Origin of the sequence: Methylocaldum sp. 14B (genome assembly GCF_002005105.1) — a bacterium.
Lineage (GTDB): Bacteria > Pseudomonadota > Gammaproteobacteria > Methylococcales > Methylococcaceae > Methylocaldum.
The window spans coordinates 107158-121464 of record NZ_MSCV01000002.1 but is presented as its reverse complement, the minus strand read 5'-3'; the positions used below and the strand labels follow the sequence as shown (position 1 = coordinate 121464).

General features: G+C 56.7%; 17 protein-coding genes. 1 reads left to right on the top strand and 16 read right to left on the bottom strand.

The window, feature by feature from the left end:
• Nucleotides 1–57: 57 nt before the first annotated feature.
• The 16 genes from B2A78_RS02020 to B2A78_RS01945 all read right to left on the bottom strand — a co-directional run bounded on the left by B2A78_RS02020 (nt 58) and on the right by B2A78_RS01945 (nt 13567).
• Entirely contained in the window at nt 58–3174 is a 3117-nt protein-coding gene (locus tag B2A78_RS02020) for a type I restriction endonuclease (protein ID WP_077728242.1), read from the bottom strand.
• A 16-nt stretch (nt 3175–3190) separates the two neighbouring features.
• Nucleotides 3191–4132 (bottom strand): DUF4268 domain-containing protein, encoded by a 942-nt coding sequence (locus tag B2A78_RS02015; protein WP_077728241.1) that lies wholly within the window; start codon nt 4130–4132, stop codon nt 3191–3193.
• The gene (locus tag B2A78_RS02010) at nt 4129–5463 is read right to left on the bottom strand and encodes a restriction endonuclease subunit S (protein WP_077728240.1); all 1335 of its coding nucleotides are present in this window, start codon (nt 5461–5463) and stop codon (nt 4129–4131) included. The genes B2A78_RS02015 and B2A78_RS02010 overlap by 4 nt, the downstream gene beginning before the upstream one ends.
• Nucleotides 5460–7202, bottom strand: a complete 1743-nt coding sequence (locus B2A78_RS02005; RefSeq protein WP_077728239.1) for a class I SAM-dependent DNA methyltransferase — start codon at nt 7200–7202, stop codon at nt 5460–5462. Before B2A78_RS02005 ends, B2A78_RS02010 begins: the two co-directional genes overlap by 4 nt.
• Nucleotides 7203–7625: 423 nt before the next feature.
• Nucleotides 7626–7751 carry a hypothetical protein gene (locus B2A78_RS26815; protein WP_276205319.1) on the bottom strand — a complete coding sequence of 42 codons (126 nt, stop codon included), beginning with the start codon at nt 7749–7751 and terminating at the stop codon, nt 7626–7628.
• 54 nt (nt 7752–7805) lie between these two features.
• Nucleotides 7806–8204: a DUF5681 domain-containing protein gene (locus tag B2A78_RS01995; RefSeq protein WP_077728237.1), complete on the bottom strand. Its 399-nt coding sequence runs from the start codon at nt 8202–8204 to the stop codon at nt 7806–7808.
• Nucleotides 8205–8235: 31 nt separating this feature from the next.
• Nucleotides 8236–8562 (bottom strand): hypothetical protein, encoded by a 327-nt coding sequence (locus B2A78_RS01990; RefSeq protein WP_077728236.1) that lies wholly within the window; start codon nt 8560–8562, stop codon nt 8236–8238.
• A complete protein-coding gene (locus B2A78_RS01985) occupies nt 8559–8897 on the bottom strand; it encodes a hypothetical protein (protein WP_077728235.1) in 339 nt (112 codons plus the stop codon). The genes B2A78_RS01990 and B2A78_RS01985 overlap by 4 nt, the downstream gene beginning before the upstream one ends.
• A complete protein-coding gene (locus B2A78_RS01980; RefSeq protein WP_077728234.1) occupies nt 8894–10078 on the bottom strand; it encodes an AAA family ATPase in 1185 nt (394 codons plus the stop codon). Before B2A78_RS01980 ends, B2A78_RS01985 begins: the two co-directional genes overlap by 4 nt.
• Nucleotides 10063–10554, bottom strand: a complete 492-nt coding sequence (locus B2A78_RS01975) for a hypothetical protein (protein WP_077728233.1) — start codon at nt 10552–10554, stop codon at nt 10063–10065. The genes B2A78_RS01980 and B2A78_RS01975 overlap by 16 nt, the downstream gene beginning before the upstream one ends.
• Before the next feature lie 9 nt (nt 10555–10563).
• Nucleotides 10564–10800 (bottom strand): AlpA family transcriptional regulator, encoded by a 237-nt coding sequence (locus B2A78_RS01970; protein ID WP_077728232.1) that lies wholly within the window; start codon nt 10798–10800, stop codon nt 10564–10566.
• Between the two features lie 111 nt (nt 10801–10911).
• Complete coding sequence (locus B2A78_RS01965) at nt 10912–11604, bottom strand: hypothetical protein (protein WP_143735041.1); 693 nt, start codon at nt 11602–11604, stop codon at nt 10912–10914.
• Nucleotides 11605–11614: 10 nt separating this feature from the next.
• A complete protein-coding gene (locus B2A78_RS01960; protein ID WP_077728230.1) occupies nt 11615–11848 on the bottom strand; it encodes a hypothetical protein in 234 nt (77 codons plus the stop codon).
• Entirely contained in the window at nt 11841–12056 is a 216-nt protein-coding gene (locus B2A78_RS01955; protein WP_077728229.1) for a hypothetical protein, read from the bottom strand. Before B2A78_RS01955 ends, B2A78_RS01960 begins: the two co-directional genes overlap by 8 nt.
• The gene (locus B2A78_RS01950) at nt 12053–12265 is read right to left on the bottom strand and encodes a hypothetical protein (RefSeq protein ID WP_143735040.1); all 213 of its coding nucleotides are present in this window, start codon (nt 12263–12265) and stop codon (nt 12053–12055) included. The genes B2A78_RS01955 and B2A78_RS01950 overlap by 4 nt, the downstream gene beginning before the upstream one ends.
• 120 nt (nt 12266–12385) lie before the next feature.
• A complete protein-coding gene (locus tag B2A78_RS01945) occupies nt 12386–13567 on the bottom strand; it encodes an integrase arm-type DNA-binding domain-containing protein (RefSeq protein ID WP_077728227.1) in 1182 nt (393 codons plus the stop codon).
• Nucleotides 13568–13740: 173 nt separating this feature from the next.
• Between B2A78_RS01945 and B2A78_RS01940 the strand changes: the two genes are divergently transcribed.
• The gene (locus B2A78_RS01940; RefSeq protein WP_077728226.1) at nt 13741–14286 is read left to right on the top strand and encodes an rRNA large subunit pseudouridine synthase E; all 546 of its coding nucleotides are present in this window, start codon (nt 13741–13743) and stop codon (nt 14284–14286) included.
• Nucleotides 14287–14307: the final 21 nt, after the last annotated feature.

Below are 14307 nucleotides of genomic sequence, written 5' to 3'. Positions count from 1 at the left end.
AATCAGAAACATGTGTCGAATGGGTGCCTGGTTTTTCACCGGAAATAGTCACTGAATTTACACACCGGCTTCTGACCGAGACCGCAACGCCTCGTATAGCCGCGCCGGTCCCAGCAGGATATCCTGCAAGCCACGGCGGACCCGTTCCGAGTCCAGGGCTTGCTTGCTCATGGTGCTATGGGCTTCGAAAGCCTCCATGATGGCGTTCAGGATTTCGCTGGAAAGGTCGGGGGAGTTGGCGAACTGCTCTTTGGTGTTGTTGGCCGCCTGCTGAACCAGAATTGGCGATTCCAGCAACTTGCCCTTGATCACGTTATTGATGTACACCAGCTTGTCATCCTCCGTCAGTTCACCCTCGAAGAGGTCGTTGACCTTGGCGATGATCTCCGCGAGATACGCTTTCTCTTTTTCCTGAACCGAGCCGCTGCCTGCTTCGGTCATCGGAACCAATTTGGGATACTCGCCGGTCTCCAGCGCCAAGGTCCGCTTGCCCTGATTCTTCAGATTGTGGTGCGTCAGCAGGATCTTGGAAAGATCGATCCCTTCGCGCTCGCGGCCGAATTCCAAGAGCGGCAACAGGCGCTTGAAGAAGATGAAGCGTTTTTCGATCGCGGTATTGCCGTAATCGAAAATCTGCGACAGAAAGGCATACAGGCGCTGGAAGGCGCCCATATCGTGCTTGAAGAGGATGAGCGCGTTCAGCTCGTTCTGGGCGTCTTCGCTGGCGTTGTTGTCATCCTTGGCTCTGGCGACCTTTAGTCGCTCCTGGGCGATCTTGTAACGGTGCAACAGGCGCGAGACCACCGGCTCCAGCGCACCGGTCAGATCGCTTTGCTTGGCCTTCGGATCGAGCTCGACGTCAACCACCCGGTTCACTTCGAATTCGTCATAAAACCCCGCCGCATCCAGCTTCATGCGGAGGTCATACACCAGGTTCGGATCGGTGACGTTCTCCAGTTCCCCCGTGGCGTGATAGGTCTTGAAGGCCGCCAGGATGTCGTCCGGATCATTCACGAAATCCACGATGTAGGTGGTGTCCTTGCCTGGATAGGCGCGGTTCAAGCGCGACAGTGTTTGGACCGCGGCAATGCCCGCCAGCTTCTTATCGACATACATGCCGCACAGCAACGGCTGATCGAAACCGGTCTGGAATTTGTTGGCCACCAATAAAATGGCGTAGTTGTCCGTCGCGAAGGCTTCGCGCAAATCGCGGCCCCGGAGGTTCGGGTTCATGGCTTGGCTGGTTTCGGTCACGCCTTCCGGCACCGACTCGGGATCGTTCACTTCCCCGGAAAACGCCACCAAGGTGCCGATCTTATAGCCCTGCGTCTTGATGTATTTTTCGATGGCGAGCTTCCAGCGGACGGCTTCCAGGCGGCTTGAGACCACCACCATCGCCTTCGCTTTGCCGTCGAGCAGCGGGGCTACGGTTTCGCGGAAGTGCTCGACGACCACCTGGATTTTCTGCGCGATGTTGTAGGGGTGCAGCTTGACCCAGCGCATGATCCCTTTCAGCGCCTCACTCCGTTCGACTGCCTTATCGTCCAGTTCTTTACCCTCGTGGGCGAGCTTGAAGGCCAGCTTATACGGCGTGTAATTCTTTAAGACGTCGAGGATAAAGCCTTCCTCGATCGCCTGGCGCATCGAATACACATGGAAAGGCGCGGGCAGATTGTCGGGACCCGCGGGTAAATCCGGGTACGGACAACGGCCGAACAGCTCCAGGGTCTTGGCTTTGGGCGTCGCGGTAAACGCTACATAGGTAATGCCGCTGTCGGCGGAGCGGGCTGCCATTTGCGCGGCCAGGAGATCCTCGGTGCTGACCTCGCCGCCGTCGGCCAGTTCTTTCAGCTCTTCCGTCGACAACACGGCTTTCAGCTTGGCCGCGGCTTCGCCGGTTTGCGACGAATGGGCTTCGTCGGCGATTACGGCAAACCGCTTGCCTTGCGTCGCGGCCAGCTCCTCTACGGCTTTGAGGGCAAAGGGGAAGGTCTGAATCGTGCAGACCACGATCTTCTTGCCGCCCGAAAGCGCCTTCGCCAGTTCGCCGCTCTTACTAGCGGTCTCGCCGGTGATGGTGGCCACCACGCCCGTGGTGCGTTCGAAGCTGAAAATAGCTTCCTGTAATTGTGCATCCAATACGGTCCGGTCGGACACCACCAGCACGGAGTCGAACAGCTTGTGATGATCGGCATCATGGAGATCGGCCAGGAAATGGGCGGTCCAGGCGATGGAATTGGTCTTGCCGGACCCGGCGGAATGCTGGATCAAATATTTGCCGCCGGCACCATCTTGCAGCACGGCTGCCAAGAGCTTGCGGGTAGCGTCGAGTTGATGAAAGCGCGGGAAGATGATCTTGTTGACCTGTTTTTTGCTGTCCCTCTCGGCGACCAGATACCGGCCCAAGATTTCCAGCCAGCTTTCGCGCGCCCAGACCTCTTCCCAGAGGTAGGCGGTACGGTGACCATCGGGATTCGGCGGATTGCCGGCCGCGCCATGATCGCCGCGGTTGAAGGGCAAAAAGGTCGTGGCCGGGCCTTCCAACCGGGTCGCCATGCGGACCTCGGACTGGCTCACCGCGAAATGCACGAGGGCGCCGCTCGGGAAACTCAGAAGCGGTTCGGCGGTTTGGCCTTTCGGACGTGGCGCGCGGTCGAAGCGGTATTGATCGACGGCATCCTCTACGGACTGCGTGAAATCGCTTTTCAGCTCGGCCGTCGCGACCGGGAGTCCATTCAGGAATAACACCAAGTCGAGGGCGTTTTCATTGTGCAGCGAATAGCGAGCCTGCCGCACGACCCGCAGCCGGTTGGCGGCATATTTGGCCAAGGTCTCCGGATTCATGGCCAGTGCCGGCTTGAATTGAGCGAATGCCAGGGGCTGGCGGAGACCGATCATCTCGATGCCATGGCGCAGCACATCGAGCGTGCCCCGGTCGTCCAGACACTTGCGCAGCCGGTCGAGCAAGAGGGCTTCGGCGGCCGTGCCATGGTTTTTTTGTAGGATTTCCCACGCTTTCGGCTGAGTAGCCTGCACCCAAGCGATCACGTCGGCCGGAAAGAGCGCTCGCGCCCGATCATAGGCTTGCGCGTCGCCTTCAGCGTAAAGCCAGCCGTGGGCGGTCAGGTGCTCGCAGATTTCGGTCTCAAAGTGAATTTCCCGGTGCAGCGACATCCCGTTTCCTTTAGCTTTAGCTGCCGAGCCTGAGCTTTTTGAGGTGCGGCTTGAGGGCCTGGTCGAGCCCGTTCATGGCGGCCACCAGCCGTGTCTGGATTGCCTCCCAGTCCTCGTCGGGGGAGCGATACCCGCCGGGGATGGAAATACGGATTCTGCACGCCCGACGGCCATCCATCCTTTCCCAACTTAGCTGCTCCGGCAAAGCCTGCTCAATTTCCTCTCGGGCTTCGTACAGCTGATCGAAAATCCGCTTGTTTTCGGCATCCGAATCTTTGCCGCGGTCGATGTAAAGTTCCGCGCCGCATTCATCTTGGGTCACCACGTAATTGAGGTTCAGCCCTCGGGTACCGCTTGAAACCCCAATCCAGGAATACTGGCCCGGTGTGATATGGGCGTGAAGTTTCGCCTCGGAACGGGCTACCAGTTGCGCCCACCACGCCCGTCGAATGTCATGACGTTCGGCCAATTCCTTCTTCTGGTGGCCCACGGTCTTGGTTTCTTGGGATGGTCGGACGATGACGGTCAGGAGCGGCGCTGCGGGAGATTCTCCGATCCGCACCGCCTCCACTTTTACGAGGAAGAAATCAGCACTGCTCGATTCATTCAGCCAAGCGATCGCCGCGACATGCTCCGGACGGGGCTCGGAGACGATCCAGACAGCGGCGCGCGCACTCATTGCCGTGAGATAGGTGATAAGTTTGCCCAGGTGATCGTGATTGCTCTTCTCGAGCTGGTTCTCGATGATGACCGTGCCACCTCCCTCGTCCTCCGCGACCAAGTCGACGCTGAAGGACCCCGCGGACTGTTCACGGTCCACGTTGACCAGGTTCAGGTCAAGGATATCGTTCAGCACATCGATGTTGTCCTGCAGCCATTGGGTAAAGTCACGGGCTTCGTGTTTCCAGACTTCCCGGAGGGACACCCGTTGTAGTTTGCCAATGGGATGCTGGGTCATGCGGCGGCTTCCACTGTTGATTGAGCGGTTACCAGTCCGCGCACGTCAATCTTGCCGGTGACAGCGGCGGAAATCAGGGCGGTGCGGCGTTCCTGGAGGAGGGTGATGGCGCGTTGAGCTTCGGCGGTGAGAGCATCGAGATTCGCCGTTTGTTCATCAAGAGTAGCTGAAATAAGTAATTGTTCGTCGAGCGGAGGAAGTGGTAACCGCATATCAGCCAGAATCTCACAGTTCAAAGCAGCCTGCTGTCCACCCCGCCCGTATTCTCTTAAGTACTCGTATGCTGCTTGCAGAATATAATGTAAATATTTTGGACTCAGGCTTTGATCTGGGATTATTGCTGCTAAGTTCTGGTTAATAGTAGCCTCGATCTCTAACTGCGCGGATAATCCCCTTGTTTTTCCTTGACCAATTAGTCCAACAATTATTGTTCCGCGAGGCAAAAGTCGAAGTGAACATTCCCGAAGTGCTAGTGAAGTTATATGCTCGGAAGCTTCGGTCACAGCATACTGATTCACCTCTCCCGACGATAGCCATGGAATGTCGCCATCCATCCAATAATCGAGATTGTTCCGACTAGGAGTGGTTCCATTCTCCACGCGAGCGACATATCGGATTTTAGGTAAACTCCAATGTTCGGCCACCCAGCCCATCCACGCAATGCCGGAATCCTTCATCGGCGCATCCGGATTCAGCCCTTTGGTGACGGCGTGGGAGATGATCGCCTGGCGCTTTTCCTTGAGCAGTTCGATGAGCCGTTGCTGTTCGGCAATCAGCGCGTCGATCTTGGCGGTTTCACGGTCGAGAAAGGCGGCGATGGTGTATTGTTCGTGTTGTGAGGGAATTAGGATTGGAAAAGCCATCAAATCATCGCGACTCATTTGCAATGAGTTTGGCCGAATCCCAGTTAAGTATTTGGTATAACCATTCACATATAAACTACTCCGTAGTAGATAATGAATGAAACGCTTATTTAAATTATCGGCTATCCAATAGCTTCTATAAGCTGGGCTTACATGTCCCTCGAAAGAACTGACTCCAAGTCCAGCGTAATTAAGCCACATCGTATTAACGACGAGCTGACCTTTGCGAACGATCCTATAGCCGATCAAATCTTCATCAGTTCGCCGTCTGTTTTCATCGTCATATTCCTTGATTTCGATACCACGGTAGCCAGATACGGACAGCATTTCCCCAACTACTTCATTCTCAATTTTCTCTGGGCTTTCTCGGAAGCAGTATCTAAACTTTTCTATGCTCCAATGCTCCGGCAGCTCGCCCAACCATTCCACCCCACTGTCCTTGTACTTTTCGTGGCGCGGGAAACTCATGCCGACAGCCCCTCAATCATGGCCTTGATGCGGTCCGTGCACTGGTTCAGGTCGGCGTCGATCTCAGCCAATGGGCGCGGCGGCTCAAACACATAGAATTGGCGGTTAAAGGGAATCTCATAGCCAACCTTGGTTTTGTCGTGGTCGATCCAGGCATCCGGCGCATGGGGCCGGACTTCGCGCTTGAAATAGGTTTCTACGTCCTCGGAGAGTGGCACGTTCTCGGTGTCGCGCAGGCTCGTGTCCGGTTGCGGTTTGCCTTTCTGTTTGCCTTTTTCGCCCAACACGATTTGGCCGTTTTCATCCCGCAGCGGCCGTTCCACCGTGATGGTGCGATAGCCGAAGTCGCTGTTTTTGAAAATGCGGGAAATGGGCTTCTTGCCGTCCTTGGCTTCGATGAACTGCCCGAACAATCGAGTGATCTCGGCGATATGTTCGTCCGACAATTCCTTGCGCTTGGAGCCTAAGCTCTTGCGCATCTTTTGCCAGAAGCCCGAGGCGTCGATCAGTTGCACTTTGCCCTTGCGGTGTTCCGGTTTGCGGTTGGTGAGTATCCAGATATAGGTACTGATGCCGGTGTTGTAGAACATGTCGGTGGGCAGGCCGATGATGGCTTCCAGCAGATCGTTCTCCAGCACGTAGCGGCGGATTTCGCTTTCGCCGGAACCTGCGCCGCCGGTGAACAGGGGCGATCCGTTGAGGACAATCCCGAAGCGGCTACCTCCTTCATGGGCCGGACGCATCTTGCTGATGAGATGCAGCAGGAACAAGAGCGAACCGTCCGAAACTCGGGGTAGACCAGGACCGAAGCGGCCGTTATAGCCTTGCTGTTCGTGCTCCTTACGAATCTCCTTCTCGACCTTCTTCCACTCCACGCCGAAAGGGGGATTGGACAGCATGTAATCGAATTTCCGGTGCGGATGACCGTCATCGGAAAAGGTGTTGCCGAACACGATATTGGCGACATCCTGCCCCTTGATCAGCATGTCGGCCTTGCAGATGGCGTAAGACTCCGGGTTCAGCTCCTGTCCGAACATGGTGAGGCGGGCTTCGGGGTTGTGTTCCTCCAGATATTCCCCCGCCACCGAGAGCATGCCGCCCGTGCCCGCCGCCGGGTCGTAGATCGTCCGCACCACGCCGGGCTTTGCCAGGACTTCATCATCCTCGATGAACAAGAGGTTGACCATGAGGCGGATGACTTCGCGCGGGGTGAAGTGCTCCCCGGCGGTTTCGTTGGAGATTTCGGCGAATTTCCGGATCAATTCCTCGAACACCAACCCCATCTGATGGTTGTCGACCTTCTCCGGGTGCAAATCCACCTGAGCAAAGCGCTCGGTCACCAGATACAGCAAACCGGCCTTGGCAAGCCGGTCGATCTGGGTGTGGAAATCGAACCGCTCGAAGATATCCCGCACCGAGGCGGAGAAGCCCTGAAGGTAGGAAAAGAGGTTTTCCTTGATGTGGTCCTGATCGCCCATGAGCTTTTTCAGGTCCAAGGGCGAGACGTTGTAGAAGCTTTGACCGGCCTTCCGCAACAGGAAGGGCTCGGGATTGATGCCGGCCTTTTGTTTATCGGCATACTCGGCCAGCACGGCGTCTTTGCTTTTTTCCAGGACGCAGTCCAGGCGGCGCAGCACGGTGAACGGCAGAATGACTCGGCCGTATTCGGATTGCTTGTAATCGCCGCGCAAAAGGTCGGCGACCGACCAGATGAAGGCGGAAAGGGCTTGTTGGTTCACGGTAACGTTGTTGCTGTTTTTCTTTTAATCGGAAGTTTAGCCGAGGGGCCTTCGGTGTATCAGGCCGTTGTACTTGGGCTATCGGACGTGATAGAGCAAACTAGAGCTATTCGTCACTGCCTCCCAAAGCACGCGCCCTGATCCCTTTCCCCAATTAACGGGTTAAAAATAATAACGTACCAAGACTCGGTTCGGAGTTGTTTCAACTTCAAGAGCCTTGCCGGCGTTCGAACTTTCGATCGGGGTGCATTTCGTACTGGCTCTACTAGCTTTGCAACCCCGTTGTGGAACACCGAAACGGTCGCCTCCGAGTTCCAACAACGCATGGGCGAAGATCGGATGTCGGTCTGGAATCTTCCAGCGATGGAACCGCTCGAACTGCGGCAGGGCGATAAACGATGTCAGGCGACGTCGTCCAAGGGATCAGGATGCCGGTCGACCACGGCGCATGTACATAAGCTCCTGAACGGCGGCCGATCCATCGAAATCGGGGTTTGCGCCGAGCACCAGCACCAGATACAGCAGGGTGTTGCCCCCGGCTTCATCCATCTGTGCTTGAATCCGTGACGGAATCAAAGCAGTAATCCGACCGCTCGAAACGGCTCAATTGCCATTCTGCCGCGCCTCCAACGCTTCGATACGCTTGGTGAGTTCGTCGATTTCGGTAATCTTGGCGACTCCGGCCAGACCATCGAGCAAGAGCTTTGCATCTGCCGGCGAGAGTTTGCCACGGCTTACCGCGTCGAGGATCGCGCCGGCCTTTTCGGTGAGAGTCTCGCCCTCCAGCTTGACCGGGATCGGTTCCTGAACCGGCTTCACGGCGGGAACAACACGCGACAGCAGCAGGGATGCCGCCGACATGTCGCCCACTTTGGCCTGATCGATCACGGCCTTTACGATGGCGTCGAAGTCCTTGCCTACGGCCGCCCGTAACTTGCCCGCCAAGGTCGTGCCCGGCGGTCGGCCTTTGGGATTACCCGATTGTCCTTTCTTGAATGCCATACTGCTTCCGAAGTTGTTCTATCAACCGAATTCACCGCTCCAGCGGCTCCCGTCCGTGGCGCTCCCGAAATATCCGCCGGACTTCGTTTTTGCGTTCACCGATTCGCCGGAAGGCCTCCCTTATGGCCTCCTCAGGCGGGCGATCCTTCGCGAACGGTTCGGCCTGTTTCGAAACCTCTTTGCCGATCTCGTGAAGTTCGAGCTGATCCGCAGCCACATCAGGCGGCAAGGTCGCAAGCCACTGGTTGATAGCCTTTTCGAAAGCCGCTTGAACTTCTAGCGGCATCGCCGGCCGGGTGTCGGTCTCAACCGGGCGAATGACGCGCTCCAAGGCTTGGATGCGTTGTTTCAGACTCACAGTTCAGGGCTCCCTTTCATCTTGTTGTGTAGCGGCCGGCCCGTAATCTCTGTCGCACGGGCGAGGTAATACGCCAGCGCCCCAGGGTCGGTCTGGCACAGGTCCAGAGCCTCCGTAATGACGGCTTCGTCGGTTTCGCCGATCCGATCCAGCCATGCGCGAATGCGAGACTCAGCCGAAAGCATCGCCAGCAACTCGGCTTTGTGCGCTTTGAGTTCGTCCAGCAGGTCGGCCGGTAACCGGTCGGATTCGACGCCAACGTGCAGCCGGTCCCCATTCATGGAGATCGGAATTCCCAACGCCCGGCAGCGAGAAAGGATCGTTTCCGCTGTCATAGGTCGAATCCTCCCGCAGTTGCGTAATCTGCGGTTTCCCGCTTCCCCGGATTCCCTGTTTTCGGGGAACTTCGGGTAGTTTTTTTATCCCCGGCCCCGAAACCATATTTATATGGTTCGGGGTTCGGGGAAAAAGCCGGGGAACTCAGCGAACCGTCCAACAGGGAAAGAAGCGCGCGATTGATCAGCCCGGTGATTGCCTCTCTCGCTCTTTCCCCTCTGCGATCAGGAGATACGGAGAGTCGAGCCCCGATTTCCCGAACTGCCTCATCAAAGGGTATGGTGTATCGCTCCTCGAATTCACTGCTGAACCACGTCCAGGCGATCTTCTGATTCCCGCCCGTGGGCATTTTCGGTTTCTTTACTCTGTCACTGTGAGCTTCCAGGGGCTCCACCACGCACGATGTCACCGGGTCGCCGTCGTCGTCTTCTCCCAAGTCGATGACCTTCAAGTTGAAAGCATGGGTTAAGCCGTCCTGCCCATCCTTCGACTTGGCAAGAGCCCACTCGCGCCGATCTTCGTACCGTGACACCTGAATCGCCGCATCCATCGCGGCAAACAAGCTCGAATGCCCCCGCAGTCCTTTGGTACCGTCTTTGCCGGTGTGATGGACAATCACGACAAGTCCGCCCGTTTCGGCCTGAATTTGCTTGCAGGCGGCGATAATGTGGCCCATGTCCACGGAACTGTTTTCGTCGGCGCCCGTGGCTGCACGGTTCAGGGTGTCGATGAAGATGGTAGGGCGCTCTAAGCCGGCGTCTTTGATAGTCCGGCTTAGGCTCAAAGGGTCGTTCGACAAGAGGTCAAACGACTCGATGACAAACCGCATGTTGGCCAGTGACGCGCCGCCGTACTGTGTCCGGTAGGCTGCGATCCGGTTCCGCGCGCCGCCTTCGCCTTCGAGATACAGGTAAATCACAGGCGCATTCCGAACGCGGAAGCCGAACCACTCATCCCGTCCGGCTATCGCGCCGGCCATGTCGAACGCGAGAAAGGATTTGCCCGAAGCGGACGGCCCGAAAATCGCCGCAATCCCCGTTTCGGGGAAAACGGGTTTGATTCGGTAGCGCTGCGGGGGTTGTGCCGCTAGGTCATCGATTTCCAGCAGAACATACCGTTTCAAATCGGTAACCAACTCGTTGAGGTCGGATATCGGCTCTTCATTCAATGGGCTCGCCATATCTGCCCCCGCTCATCGCGCCGCAGAATCTCGATTCGCTGCGACAGATTGACGACTACGTGGGCGGCGCCGGCCTCGAGCAACAGCCTTGCCAGAGTCAGCATGGTTATGTCCGTTTCCGGCTTTCCCTCCGTGCAGATAGCAACGTCCATACCGACCGCGAACGTCCAGTCATAGGCGCCAGGCGGCCGCTCGAAAGGCATGGAAACGAACAAGCTCGGCGGATCGCCGTACTTGGCGTCGAGCGCGAACCGCCGCGCCGCTTCGTCCATCGCGGCCGATCCGGTGAGGACCGTCAACAGCGTGTCGGCGGATTGACGGCGAAGCGCGGCAACACGGCTGCCGTATGGCGGGTATTTCGGCCTCGCTTCCCGCGGAAAAGGAATGACATTAGAATGGTGGGCGACTGTTTTTCGATTTCGACTTAGCCCCGGCCGCTGCCCCCCAGCGGGTCCGGGGTTATTGTTTTGGATCATACCGCCTCCTTACGCCGCATCTCGGCGCGCTATTTGCGCGGCAATCCAACCATCAATTTCAGATTCGACCCAGCCAACGGCACGGCCTCCCAATGGCACAGGTTTTGGGAATGTTGGATCGTAGTACGGACTCTTTGGATCGAGTTTTGCGTAGACGGTCGATCGGGACAGCGTCGTACGAGTTTCAACCTCACGGCGCTTGATGATAGTTAATCGTCCGAGCGATTCTGAATATTTCTGAGCCATTCAAATGTTCCAAAAATTCACCGGAACATACCGGAATGACTTTAACTTAACGGCGGGCGTCGTTTTTTCGTAACGGCTTAATCAACTTCCGAACCGATCAGTTTGTGGATTTCACCGCTCTGGAATCAAGCGGCGAAGCGTGCCCTCGCTTGGCGACCAGTCAAAACCTAAAATATTTTCGAATAGCTCGGTTATGAAATTATGGAAAGGGGTGTTTCGAAAATGGCTCGGAAATTCTTTAAAACATTCTTCATGCAAATCGATTAGTAGTTTAAGGACGTTATCAACATTTTCCGTAGTAACCTTTTCCGATCGAGAAACCTTGATATAGGCGCAAATAAACTCGGCCGACGAGATAGTTTCATTTGCGGTATCTTCAACGCGCTTCAAGAAAGCGAGTAAGTTACTGTCATTCGAAAACCAGTCGCCTGACGCCCATGTAGGGATGGATTCGTTGTCACGAAAGCATTCGTCCAGCGCTAATTTTCGAAAAAGGTCACGGTTACTGGGATCGACGCGAGCACAATCTTCGTCGGAAAGATTTGCAATGGCTTGCTGAAGACGTTCGGCACCTTGACGAAGCGAGCCTGCGAAGCGCCCGATACGTGCCCAATTGTCATGCACTCCCTTTCGGGGTGTTTGGATTAATGCCGGCGAAACGATGTTAAGCACGCTTTCCGTGCCGTCGATAAACTGCTTAATGGCATCCCTTCCAGCATTCGGTTCCCGCTTCCAGGCCTTCGCTAACTTTTTTCGTTGTTCGTCCGAAAAACAAAACGCCTCCAAATTAAGTGATTTACTCATACTTCCTCTATTACTTGTTCACCGCCCGGTATTGGTCGATCAGCTCAACTGCTTTCAATATCCGCGCGTCTACATCTTCAATCAGGAAAAAAAGACCTTTGGCTGCGCCCGGCGAAAGCTCGATAATCTGGTTTTTGTCCGGTATCAAGGTCAGGGTTTGAAGCAATTCGAGAATACCCCGCGATTGGCTGAGTAGGTCTGACGCTTCGGTCAGTTCCGGGGTATTGGTTCGACCATTAATCATTGCCGCCGCCCTCCTGCTGAAGCTTGAACAAAGTGGCTTGTAATTCGTCGGCAATGCTGTCCGCCCAGGAAATACCGCTGCCGGCCAGACCTCTGATAATCAAATCGTGCTCGGCTAGTCTTTTGATTGCCGCGAACAAAGCATGGACGTATTGAATTTCGGCAATGCTCGCGTCGATTGCCGCTTGCAGTTCGCGTGATTCGCTCATGACGCCCTCCCGTCGATCAATGCGGATGCTTTCTCGATCCGCTTATGGATTTCCTCGATGATCGTATTGGCGCCGTCGACCGTTACGTCTGTCCACGTGGGCGTATCGCTATCCACGGATCGCAAGATATCGAGCAAGCCCGCCGCTTGGGCCAGGATGTCGGCCGCGCCTGCGGAGTCGCGGGTGGTGTTATTCTCTTGAGTAGCCATGATTGCAACCTCCTGTGTAGGTTTGCGGTTATGGTCAGGGTCGGCCGGGTGCTCCAACACCAAGCCGGCCCGCTCATGCCGTCCATGACTTTTCGGCGTTCCCCGCGCCGGTCGGGATTCTTATGCTTTTTTGCGGATCGGTACGATCTTCACTCCGTCCTTTAAGCCATCCAGATACGCGGCCCAAGCCTCCAGCATCTCCCGCCTCTGTTGCAGGTAGGCGGAGCGGTTGTAGCTGGATCGAGTTACGTTCCTGTCGGCGTGGTTAAGCTGCGCTTCGATGATTTCGGAGCGGTAGCCGCTGTCATGCGCCCAAGTGCTGAACGTGCCCCGTACGCCATGTGGGGAGAATTCTTTGTACCCGAGCTGACGCCACATGCGCAGCAGCAGTCCGGCGCTCGCCGGCTTTGTAGAGTCGTCCCGGTTCGGGAATACCCAGCCGGTCCGCCGCGTCAAAGGCTCGATAGAGCGTAGAATTTCGACCGCTCGCGGAACCAGCGGAACAACATGGTCCCGGCGCATCTTCATGCGCTCGGCCGGAATGGTCCAAACTTCCGCCTCTAGGTCTATTTCATCCCATCGAGCGGCCACGAGTTCGACGGTGCGAACGGTAGTCAGCCACAACAATTCAGCCGCCGCCCTCGTGGTCGGATAGCCCGTGTAGGCTTCCAGTCGCTCGAAGAAGCCAGGAATCTCGGCGGTCGGTAGTATCGGATGGTGTTTGACGTTGCGCGGCTTCAAGGCTCCCCGGAGCGGTGCGGACGGGTCGGATTCCGCGCGTAGGGTGCAGATCGCCTTGCGGAATACCGCGCCGATGACTTGGCGGGAAAACGCGGCCATGGTGGGCGCCGTGGCTTCGATCCCCTGTAAAATCCGCAAGATATCCGCGGACGATATGTCATTAATCGGACGGTCGCCAAGAGCGGGATAAATCTTCGCTTCGAACAGTGCACGCCGCTGTTTCAGGGTTCGCGGCGTCCAGACTTCGGCCTGATCGGCGAGATATTCCTCGGCGATGCTTCGGAATGTGTTTAGCTCCTGCGCTTTCCGATGGTGCGCCGGGTTGACGCCTTTCGCCACCAGCTCGGCCGCCTCGTCGCGTTTCTTGCGAGCATCGGACAGCGTGACGGTCGGATAGGCACCAAGCGCCAGCATGTTTGCCTTGCCGTGGAGCCGGAAACGATAGCGCCACAGCTTCGCGCCGGTGGGCGATACTTCCAGGGCAAGCCCCTTGCCGTCCGCTACCCGGTAAAGCTTACCCGTGGGGCGCAGTCCTTTGATTTTCGAGTCTGTGAGCTTCATGGTGAGTAGAAATCTTGGTTTATCGGTGAGTAAGCAAATCGATGCTCACAAGTCTACTCACAGTTTAAGCTCGTGACAATAAGATTCGATGAAATCCGAAAAGATACAAAATCCTCGTAAAATCAAGCGCTAGACCGCCTGTGTCGGACGATAAAGAACCTCTTTGAATCTATATGCTGATACTTTTCAATAAGCCCTACGACGTTCTGTCTCAGTTTACCGACCGCGCTCACGACCGCGCGACGCTCGCCGATTACATTCCGCTCAAGAACGTGTACCCCGCCGGTCGGCTGGACCGGGACAGCGAAGGACTTCTCCTGCTGACCGACGACGGCCGCTTGCAGGCGCGCATCGCCGATCCGCGTCATAAGTTGCCTAAGGTTTATTGGGCGCAGGTGGAAGGGGTTCCGGACCAGGCGGCGTTGGAGCGGCTGCGGCGCGGGGTGCTGTTGAAGGACGGTCCGACTCGGCCGGCCAAGGCGCGCATCATCGAGGAGCCTCCGGGCCTTTGGCCGCGCGATCCTCCGATTCGCTATCGTGCCGCCATTCCGACTTCGTGGATCGAGCTGACTTTGCGGGAAGGACGCAATCGTCAGGTACGGCGCATGACCGCGGCGGTTGGATTTCCGACTTTGCGTCTCATTCGCTGGGCAATCGGGCCTTGGACGCTGGGCGACCTCAAGCCGGGAGAATGGCGCGAGGCTGAACCGCCCCGATGAACACAGACCTCACTTCGATCT